Raw genomic sequence first — 8,554 nt, 5'->3', positions numbered from 1 at the left:
CCGCCGCACCGCGCTCGCGCAGGCGGCGGATCAGGTCGAGCGCCTTGTAGGCGGCAATGCCGCCGCCGATGATGAGCAGGATGCGCTTGCCGGAGAGGCTGCCTCGCAGGGCAGCCTTGCCTGATGCGGCGACAATGGGCGTCGCCTGCTGGCGCGAGCCTGCCAGTTCGTGCAGCGTCTTCTCGATCTGGTCGAGGCGGCCGGCGGGTCCGACTTGACCTTCGACCGAGGCCCGAAGCATCACCCGCGCCTGCTCCTCCATCGAGCGGTCGTTTTCGGCCGCCAGCCGGCGCAGGAGGTCCTTGATTTCGTCGTCAAGATTGCGAATGGTGATGCTGGCCATGTGATTGCACTCTGCTTGGCATCTTTGGTTGCAATGATAGCAATGCAATCAAGTGAGAGCAACCAGGACCGCTAGGCGAGCTTCCACACGATATAAAGCAGCGTCAGCGCGATCACCCACAACGCCACGCGACCTGAGCGGGTATGGCGTGCCTCGGCCTTGCCGATGGCGCGTGCCGTCGCCTCATCGAAGCGCAGCCCGTGCTCGGCCATCAGGTCGATCTCGCGCGACAGCCGCTCGGTGCGGGCGGCGATATCTGGAGCCTGACGGGCCAGCGCCAGCAGCGCCCTGGTGCCGTCGCGCGCATCGACAAGAAGGCCGCGCGGGCCGAGATTGCCGGCGATCCAGTCGCCGACCACCGGCTCGGATGTCTTCCACATGTTGAAGGCCGGATCGAGCGTGCGGGCGACGCCCTCGACCACCACCATGGTCTTCTGCAGCAGGATCAGCTCGGGCCGGGTCGCCATGTCGAACAGTTCGGTGACCTCGAACAGCAGCGTCAACAGCTTGGCCATCGAGATGGTTTCCGCCGGCTGGCCGTGGATCGGCTCGCCGATGGCGCGGATCGCTTGCGCGAAGGCCGAGACATTGTGCTGGCGCGGCACATAACCGGCCTCGAAATGCACCTCGGCGACGCGCTGGTAGTCGCGCACGATGAAGCCGTAGAGTATCTCGGCGAGGAAGCGGCGCTCCTTCTTGCCGAGCCGGCCGGCAATGCCGAGATCGACGGCGACGATGGTGCCGTCGGCCTCGACGAACAGATTGCCCGGATGCATGTCGGCATGGAAGAAGCCGTCGCGCAAAGTATGGCGCAGGAACGACTGGATGAGGTTGGTGGCGATCGCCTTGAGATCGTGACCTGCCTCCACGAGGCCGGCAATGTCGTTCATCTTGACGCCGTCGACCCACTCCATGGTCAAGACGTCGCGGCCGGTCCGCTCCCAGTCGACCGAGGGCACGCGGAAGCCCGGATCGTCCTTGGTGTTCTCGCCGAGCTCGGACAGCGCCGCCGCCTCGAGCCTGAGATCCATCTCGATCTTGGTGGTCTGCGCCAGCGTCTCGGTTACCTCGATCGGCCGCAGGCGGCGCGACGAGGGGATGTATTTTTCCTGCAGGCGGGCGGCGAGGAAATAGCTTTCGAGATCGTGAAAGAAGCGCCGCCGCACGCCCGGCCGGATGACCTTCACCGCCACCCGGGTAGCAACCCCTTCCTTCACCGTCTCGGCGTTGTGCACCTGGGCGATCGAGGCGGCGGCGACGGCGCCGTCGAAGCTGGCGTAGAGATCGCCGATCTTGCGCCCGAGCGAGGCCTCGATGGCGGCGATCGCCTCGGCCTGCGGGAACGTATGCATCTTGTCCTGGAGAAGCGCGAGGTCGAGCGCCATGTCGTTGCCGACGACGTCTGGCCGTGTCGCCAGGAACTGGCCGAGCTTGACGTAGGATGGCCCCAGCCGCACCACCGCCTTGGCCAGCCGGTCCCCGCGCTTGTAGGCAAGCGCGCTGCGGCGGGTGAACAGCCGCGCCATGCGCCAGCCGAATTTCGGCAGGCCGGAAAGCTCCTCGCCCGGCAGCGCCGAGACTACGCCCTCGCGGACCAGCACCCAGCCGGCCCTTGCGAGCCGAAAGGCGGCGCCGACGCTGCTCATCGGACGCTGCTCATCGTCTGGCCTGCCTCAAGGTTTCCTGCCTCAAAGCTTCCAGCCCGAATGCAGTGCGGCGATGCCGCCGGAATAGTTGCGGAAGGAAACGCGGTCGAAGCCCGCCCGGGTGATCATGGAAGCGAAATTCGCCTGGTTGGGAAACTTGCGGATCGATTCGACCAGGTAGGAATAGGGTTCGCCGTCGCCGGTGACCGCTTGGCCGATCTTCGGGATGGCGTTGAACGACCAGGCTTCGTAGGCCTTGTCGAGCAACGGCATCTCGACCTCGGAAAATTCGAGACACAGCAAACGCCCGCCTCGCTTCAGCACGCGGAAGGCCTCGGAGAGCGCCACGTCGATGCGCGGCACGTTGCGGATGCCGAAGGCAATCGTATAGGCGTCGAACGAGTTGTCGGCGAAGGGCAACTCCTCGGCATTGGCCTCGACGAAATCGGCGTTTTCGCTGAGGCCTTTCTTCTCGGCGCGGTCACGGCCGACGTCGAGCATCGAGCCGTTGATGTCGAGCACCGTGGCGTGCGCCTGGCGATCGCCCGCCTCGATGATGCGGAAGGCGATGTCGCCGGTGCCGCCGGCGACATCGAGCACTTTCCAGCCCGGCCGTTTCGGCGGGTTGAGCCATGTCACCATGGCGTCCTTCCACAACCGGTGCAGCCCGCCCGACATCAGGTCGTTCATCAGGTCATAGCGATTGGCGACCTTGTGGAAAACGTCGTTGACCAGGGACTGCTTGTCGCCGGCCCCTACCCGCTTGAAACCATAGGAGGTTTCCATGCCGCCCGCGGCCGTGGTTCTCTCACCTGACATTATTTTGATCCGTCATAAAACCGGCGGGACCATAGCCGATCACTGGTGCGGGCGCTATTGTTTAAGGCGCGGTGTTCGGCCGCGCTTCCAGGTGGTGGGCTTATCGACCTGGACCGAACTTGACGGGATGACTGTATGCCTCTGAAAGCGGAACTGCACTGCCACATCGAAGGGGCAGCGGCGCCCGAGCTCGTCATCAGCCAGGCGCGCAAATACGGCAAGGACACGTCGCCCTACATCAAGGACGGCGCCTTCGTCTGGCATGATTTCACCTCCTTCCTCGCGGCTTACGATTTCGCCTCCGACCTGTTCCGCACCGAGGAGGACTATGCGCGGCTGGCAGACCACTATCTCACCAGCCTCGCCCGCGACGGCGCCATCTATTCCGAGGTCTTCACCTCGCCCGACCACGCGAAAAAGGCCGGCCTGTCGCCCAAGGCCTATACCGACGCGCTCGGCGAAGGCATGGCGCGCGCCAAGGCCAAGACCGGGATCGAGGGCCGCATGATCGTCACCGGCGTGCGCCATGTCGGCGTCGAGTCGATCGAGCAGGCGGCGCGCTTCGCCGCCCGCTGCGGCCACCCGCTGGTGACCGGCTTCGGCGTCGCCGGCGACGAGCGTATCGGCGATTTCGAGGACTATGTCCGCGCCTTCGAGATCGCCCGCGAGGCCGGTCTCGGCATCACCATCCACGCCGGCGAACTGATGGGCTGGGAGAGTGTCAAGGCCGCGCTCGACCACATCCGGCCGTCCCGCATCGGCCATGGCGTGCGCGCCATCGAGAATCCCGACCTCGTCCGGCGCATCGCCGACGAAGGCGTGGTGCTCGAATGCTGCCCGGGCTCCAACATCGCGCTCAAGGTGTTCGACAGTTTCGCCGACCATCCGTTCCCGGCGCTGTTGGCGGCGGGTTGCAAGGTGACGCTCAACTCCGACGATCCGCCCTATTTCTGGACCTCGCTGAAGCGCGAATACGACATCGCCACCGAGCATTTCGGGATTAAGGACAAGGCGCTTGTCGCCATCACCAGGACGGCGATCGAGGCGGCCTTCGTCGACCGCAAGACGAAAGCAGAGCTTCTCGCCCGGCTGAACGGCGCCGGGCGCTGACTGCTTTACAGGCAGATTTCCGGCAAAAACTGTGATCGGTGACGGCCAAGCGGTTCCTTGGCCGCCGCATTGTCGCTAGGGTCTTTCGGATTGCCGGAATTCCAGGAGAGCACCATGCAGGGCGTCACCGTCGTCGACCACCCGCTTGTCCAGCACAAGCTGACCATCATGCGCAAGAAGGAGACGTCGACCGCCGGCTTCCGCAGGCTGCTGCGCGAGATCTCGCTGCTTCTGGGCTACGAGGTCACACGCAATCTCGAGCTGACGACGACCGAGATCGAGACGCCCATCGAAACGATGGAGGCGCCGACGCTCGAGGGCAAGAAGCTGGTCTTCGCCTCGGTGCTGCGCGCCGGCAACGGGCTGCTCGAAGGCCTGCTAGATCTGGTGCCGGCGGCGCGCGTCGCCCATATCGGGCTCTACCGCGACCATGACACGCTGGAGGCGGTCGAATATTTCTTCAAGGCGCCGAGCGACCTCGCCGACCGGCTGGTGATCGTCGTCGATCCGATGCTCGCCACCGCCAATTCGGCGATCGCGGCGATCGACAAGCTGAAGGGACGCGGCGCCACCAACATCCGCTTCTTGTGCCTGTTGGCGGCGCCCGAGGGCATCGAGCGCTTCACCAAGGCGCATCCCGACGTGCCCGTCTTCACCGCCTCGATCGACCGCCAGTTGAACGACAAGGGCTATATCATGCCTGGCCTTGGTGACGCCGGCGACCGCATGTACGGCACCAAATAGGCCCGCCGTTTACCCCTCGTTTACGCAAAGCCGCGGTTTCGGCCGACGTTAAAGTCGAAAACACCATGTCGGGGTTAAGGATCGGCCTTCACACAGGCCGGTCCCATGCTGCGCAAGCTTCTCTTCCTTGGCGTCTTTGCCGGAACATCGGCATCGATCCCGATCGTCTATCAGTCGAACCCGCAGATGCTCGATGGGCTGTTCAAACCGACGGCAGCCTCCAGGCCGGCGACCGAGCCGCAGCCCGCCTTGAACCTGGCCGCGGTTCCGGACAAGCCCGCCGCGCCGCTGCCGCTCGGCCGCAAGGTGGTGGTCAACGCCGACGCGCGCGGACACTTCAGCTCCGCGTTCAAGGTCAACGGCCGCCAGGTCGACGGCATGATCGACACCGGCGCGACGCTGGTCGCCATCAACACGTCCACGGCGCGCCGCGTCGGCATCTCGCTCAGCCCGTCGGATTTCATCCACGAGGTCAACACTGCCAATGGCTCGATCAAGGCCGCCGTGGTGACGGTCGACCGCTTGCAGATCGGCAAGATCTCGGTCGACAATATTCAGGCGGTGGTGCTCGACGACCGGGCGCTGCAGACCAACCTGATCGGCATGAGCTTCCTGCAGCGGCTGCAGAAATACCAGGTCGAGAACGGGGCGCTGCTGCTGGTCCAGTAGGGCTGCGGGACCGGACGGTCAGCGCGGCAGCACGCGCCGGATGACGGTCTTTTCCGCCGCCGGCTTCGACGTTCCGATCGTGTAGGCCGCAAGCACGGCCGCAGCCGCCGCCTCGGCATCCGCGTCGGTGCGCGCATGGACCAGCGCCAGCGGCTCGCCCGCCCGCACTTCCGCGCCGACCGGCGACAGCCTGGTGATGCCGACCGCGTAGTCGATCCTGTCGTCCGGCCGCGTCCGTCCGCCGCCGAGGCCGACCACCGCAAGCCCGATCTCGCGCGTCGCGATGCCGCTGACGAATCCGTTTCCAGACGCCTTCACGGCGAGTTCCACCGGCGCTTTCGGCAGATATTTTTCCGGCCTGTCGATGAAATCGGCGGGGCCGCCGAGCGCTGCCACCATGCGCTGGAAGACGGCAGCCGCGCGGCCGCCGGCAAGCGTCTCGGTGGCGCGCCTTATACCGTCCTGGTTGGACGCGGCCAGCCCGGCCGACTGCAGCATCTCGGCGGCGAGCGCCAGCGTCACATCCTCCAGCCGCTTGTCGCGGAAACGACCGGTGAGGAAATCGACCGCGTTGCGCACCTCGACTGCGTTGCCGGCGGCCGATGCCAGCGGCTCGTTCATGCCTGTGACCAGCGCCGAGGTCTTCAGCCCGGCGCCGTTGGCGACCTCGACCAGGCTGCTGGCAAGCGCCGTCGCATCGCGCGACTTCTCCATGAAGGCGCCGTTGCCGACCTTGACGTCGAGCACCAGCGAGCCAAGTCCGGCGGCGAGCTTCTTCGACAGGATCGAGGCGGTGATCAGCGGCACCGATTCCACCGTGCCGGTGACGTCGCGGATGGCGTAGAAGCGGCGGTCGGCGGGCGCCAGGTCGGCGGTCTGGCCGATAATGGCGCAGCCGGTCTCGAGCACCGTCTTGCGCAGGCGCGCCACGTCCGGCTGGCTGATGTAGCCGGGGATGGCGTCCATCTTGTCCAGCGTGCCGCCGGTATGGCCGAGGCCGCGGCCGGAGATCATCGGCACATAGGCGCCGCAGGCGGAGACGATCGGCGCCAGCATCAGCGAGACATTGTCGCCGACGCCGCCCGTCGAATGCTTGTCGGTGACCGGGCCGGGCAGGTCGGACCAGTCGAGCACGTCGCCGGAATCGCGCATGGCGACGGTCAGCGCCACCGCTTCCTCGCGGCTCATGCCGTTGAAGAACACCGCCATGGCGAAGGCGCCGACCTGGCCTTCCGTGACGGTGCCAGCGGTCAGCCCTTCGATGAAGGCCGCGATCTCAGGTGCCGAAAGCCGGTGGCCGTCACGCTTGCGGCGGATGATTTCCTGCGGAAGCATCAGCTCTCCGGCAGCCCGTCGCGGAATACGCGTTCGAGGATCGTCGCCAGCCGCGCCCCGCCGATGGGCGCCATGTCCTTGGTCTCCTGATGCGAGAGCTCCGCTCCGGTCATGCCGGCGGCGAGGTTGGTGACGACCGAGCAGGCGGCGACGCGCAAGCCCAGGAAGCGGGCGAGGATGACCTCCGGCACCGTCGACATGCCGACCGCATTGGCGCCCATGATGCGCGCCATGCGGATCTCGGCCGGCGTCTCGAAGCAAGGGCCGGAGAACCACATATAGACGCCCTGATGCAGCTTGGTGCCGGTCGCCTTTGCCGCCTTCTCGATCGCCTTGCGCAGGCCCGCATCATAAGCCTCGGTGAGGCCGACGAAACGGCGGTCGCTTGGCTCTCCGATCAGCGGATTGGAGCCCGAGAAATTGATGTGGTCGGTGATCAGCATCACCGAAGCCGGCCCCATCTCCGGATCGACCGAGCCGGCGGCATTGGTCAGGATGAGCTGCGAGATGCCGATGCCGGCCAGCACCTCCAGCGCCGGGCGCATTGCCGCGGCAACGCCGTGCTCGTAATAATGCGCGCGGCCGGACAGCATCAGCACCGGCGTGCCGGCGAAATGCCCCGCCACCACCTCACCCGCATGGCCGCTGACGCCGCTTCTCGGGAAGCCCGGCAGTTCGGCATAGGAAATGCGCCTGGCGTCCTCGACCTTGTCGACGAGGCCGCCAAGGCCCGAACCCAGCACCAGCGCGACCGTGGGCGCCAGCCCGTCCAGCCGTTCGACGAGATGATCGAGCGCCTTTTCCATCATTTCAGTATGTCGCCCCTGAAGCCGTAAGGCAGCATGTCGCCCATGGTCACCGTCTCGACCACGCCGCCATTGTCGCAAAGATAGAGTTTCGTCTCCGGCCGGCAGAACTCCGCCAGCCGCTGCCGGCAGCCGCCGCAGGGCGAGCATTTGGCCATCCGCTCGGCAAGGACTGCGATCTCGGTGATCCTGCCGCCGCCGCCCATGATGTAGTGGCCGAGCGCCGTTGTTTCGGCGCACCAGCCCTCGGGATAGGAGGCCACCTCGATGTTGGCGCCGGCAAAGATACGCCCGTCCTCGGTGCGCAATGCGGCGCCCACCGGAAATTTCGAATAGGGCGCATAGGCCTTGGCCATCGCAGCCTTGGCCGCCTCGAACAGATCATGCGACATTCAGTTCTTCTCTCCCACGATCTTGTCCAAAAGCCAGTTCGCTTCCGCGTTTGCCTCAGCGTTCCTTGACATAGGGCACGCCGCCGGCGCGCGGCGGGATCGCCTTGCCGATGAAGCCGGCGAGCAGGATCACGGTGAGCACATAGGGCAGCGCCTGCATGAATTGCACCGGCACCTTGCCGATGACCGGCAGCGGCGTGCCTTGCAGGCGGATCGACAGCGCGTCGAGGAAGCCGAACAACAGGCAGGCAAACATGGCGTTGACCGGCTTCCATTTGGCGAAGATCAGCGCCGCCAAGGCGATGTAGCCCTTGCCGGCGGTCATGTCCTTCACGAAGCCGCCATTCTGCACCATCGACAGATAGGCGCCGGCAACCCCGGTGAGGATGCCGGTGCAGATCAGCGCCCGGTAGCGCAGCCAGGCGACCGAGATGCCGGCGGTGTCGACGGCGGCCGGGTTCTCGCCGACGGCGCGCAGCCTGAGGCCGAAGCGGGTGCGGTAGAGCACCCACCAGGCGAACGGCACCATCAGAAAGGCGAAATAGACCAGTATCGAGTGACCGGAGATCAGTTCCGAGTAGATCGGCCCGATGATCGGCACGTCACGCAGCGCGTCGGCGCCGGGCCAGGTGATCGCCTCGAAACGTTCACCCGGCGCCAGCGCCGGCGTCCGCCCACCCTGCTGGAACC

9 protein-coding genes and 1 pseudogene are annotated in these 8,554 nt (G+C 66.1%); 3 read left to right on the top strand and 7 right to left on the bottom strand.

The window, feature by feature from the left end; translation table 11 throughout:
- From EN738_RS25625 to ubiE, 3 genes and pseudogenes are all read right to left on the bottom strand, one after another.
- Window positions 1-343, bottom strand: a pseudogene (locus tag EN738_RS25625) (bifunctional phosphopantothenoylcysteine decarboxylase/phosphopantothenate synthase); the annotation flags it as partial.
- 71 nt (window positions 344-414) lie between these two features.
- The gene (ubiB, locus tag EN738_RS25620; RefSeq protein ID WP_127286143.1) at window positions 415-1,989 is read right to left on the bottom strand and encodes a 2-polyprenylphenol 6-hydroxylase; all 1,575 of its coding nucleotides are present in this window, start codon (window positions 1,987-1,989) and stop codon (window positions 415-417) included.
- A gap of 42 nt (window positions 1,990-2,031) precedes the next feature.
- Complete coding sequence (gene ubiE / locus EN738_RS25615) at window positions 2,032-2,808, bottom strand: bifunctional demethylmenaquinone methyltransferase/2-methoxy-6-polyprenyl-1,4-benzoquinol methylase UbiE (protein WP_127286142.1); 777 nt, start codon at window positions 2,806-2,808, stop codon at window positions 2,032-2,034.
- Between the two features lie 135 nt (window positions 2,809-2,943).
- Between ubiE and EN738_RS25610 the strand changes: the two genes are divergently transcribed.
- From EN738_RS25610 to EN738_RS25600, 3 genes are all read left to right on the top strand, one after another.
- Window positions 2,944-3,918, top strand: coding sequence for an adenosine deaminase (locus tag EN738_RS25610; protein ID WP_127286141.1), 975 nt, complete (start codon window positions 2,944-2,946; stop codon window positions 3,916-3,918).
- Between the two features lie 114 nt (window positions 3,919-4,032).
- Window positions 4,033-4,662 (top strand): uracil phosphoribosyltransferase, encoded by a 630-nt coding sequence (upp, locus tag EN738_RS25605; protein WP_126058358.1) that lies wholly within the window; start codon window positions 4,033-4,035, stop codon window positions 4,660-4,662.
- 105 nt (window positions 4,663-4,767) lie between these two features.
- Window positions 4,768-5,331 (top strand): TIGR02281 family clan AA aspartic protease, encoded by a 564-nt coding sequence (locus tag EN738_RS25600; protein WP_127286140.1) that lies wholly within the window; start codon window positions 4,768-4,770, stop codon window positions 5,329-5,331.
- An 18-nt stretch (window positions 5,332-5,349) separates the two neighbouring features.
- On the opposite strand, the gene deoA is transcribed toward EN738_RS25600, so the two are convergent.
- The 4 genes from deoA to EN738_RS25580 all read right to left on the bottom strand — a co-directional run.
- Window positions 5,350-6,666 (bottom strand): thymidine phosphorylase, encoded by a 1,317-nt coding sequence (gene deoA, locus EN738_RS25595; protein WP_127286139.1) that lies wholly within the window; start codon window positions 6,664-6,666, stop codon window positions 5,350-5,352.
- On the bottom strand, window positions 6,666-7,475 hold the full coding sequence (locus EN738_RS25590) for a purine-nucleoside phosphorylase (RefSeq protein ID WP_127286138.1): 810 nt from the start codon (window positions 7,473-7,475) through the stop codon (window positions 6,666-6,668). Before EN738_RS25590 ends, deoA begins: the two co-directional genes overlap by 1 nt.
- On the bottom strand, window positions 7,472-7,864 hold the full coding sequence (gene cdd, locus EN738_RS25585) for a cytidine deaminase (protein WP_127286137.1): 393 nt from the start codon (window positions 7,862-7,864) through the stop codon (window positions 7,472-7,474). The genes EN738_RS25590 and cdd overlap by 4 nt, the downstream gene beginning before the upstream one ends.
- Before the next feature lie 55 nt (window positions 7,865-7,919).
- Window positions 7,920-8,554, bottom strand: a 635-nt coding sequence (locus EN738_RS25580; RefSeq protein WP_145966931.1) for an ABC transporter permease, incomplete at its 5' end; no start/stop codon positions are given.

This window comes from Mesorhizobium sp. M4B.F.Ca.ET.017.02.2.1 (assembly GCF_003998955.1).
GTDB lineage: Bacteria > Pseudomonadota > Alphaproteobacteria > Rhizobiales > Rhizobiaceae > Mesorhizobium > Mesorhizobium abyssinicae.
The sequence above is the reverse complement of the archived record's forward strand: the minus strand, read 5'-3'. Positions and strand labels throughout refer to the sequence as shown.

What these genes read in the sequence shown, in the direction of transcription:
- ubiB (WP_127286143.1), bottom strand. Translation starts at nt 1,989, where the DNA reads ATGAGCAGCGTCGGCGCCGCCTTTCGGCTCGCAAGGGCCGGCTGGGTG.
- ubiE (WP_127286142.1), bottom strand. Translation starts at nt 2,808, where the DNA reads ATGTCAGGTGAGAGAACCACGGCCGCGGGCGGCATGGAAACCTCCTAT.
- EN738_RS25610 (WP_127286141.1), top strand. Translation starts at nt 2,944, where the DNA reads ATGCCTCTGAAAGCGGAACTGCACTGCCACATCGAAGGGGCAGCGGCG.
- upp (WP_126058358.1), top strand. Translation starts at nt 4,033, where the DNA reads ATGCAGGGCGTCACCGTCGTCGACCACCCGCTTGTCCAGCACAAGCTG.
- EN738_RS25600 (WP_127286140.1), top strand. Translation starts at nt 4,768, where the DNA reads ATGCTGCGCAAGCTTCTCTTCCTTGGCGTCTTTGCCGGAACATCGGCA.
- deoA (WP_127286139.1), bottom strand. Translation starts at nt 6,666, where the DNA reads ATGCTTCCGCAGGAAATCATCCGCCGCAAGCGTGACGGCCACCGGCTT.
- EN738_RS25590 (WP_127286138.1), bottom strand. Translation starts at nt 7,475, where the DNA reads ATGATGGAAAAGGCGCTCGATCATCTCGTCGAACGGCTGGACGGGCTG.
- cdd (WP_127286137.1), bottom strand. Translation starts at nt 7,864, where the DNA reads ATGTCGCATGATCTGTTCGAGGCGGCCAAGGCTGCGATGGCCAAGGCC.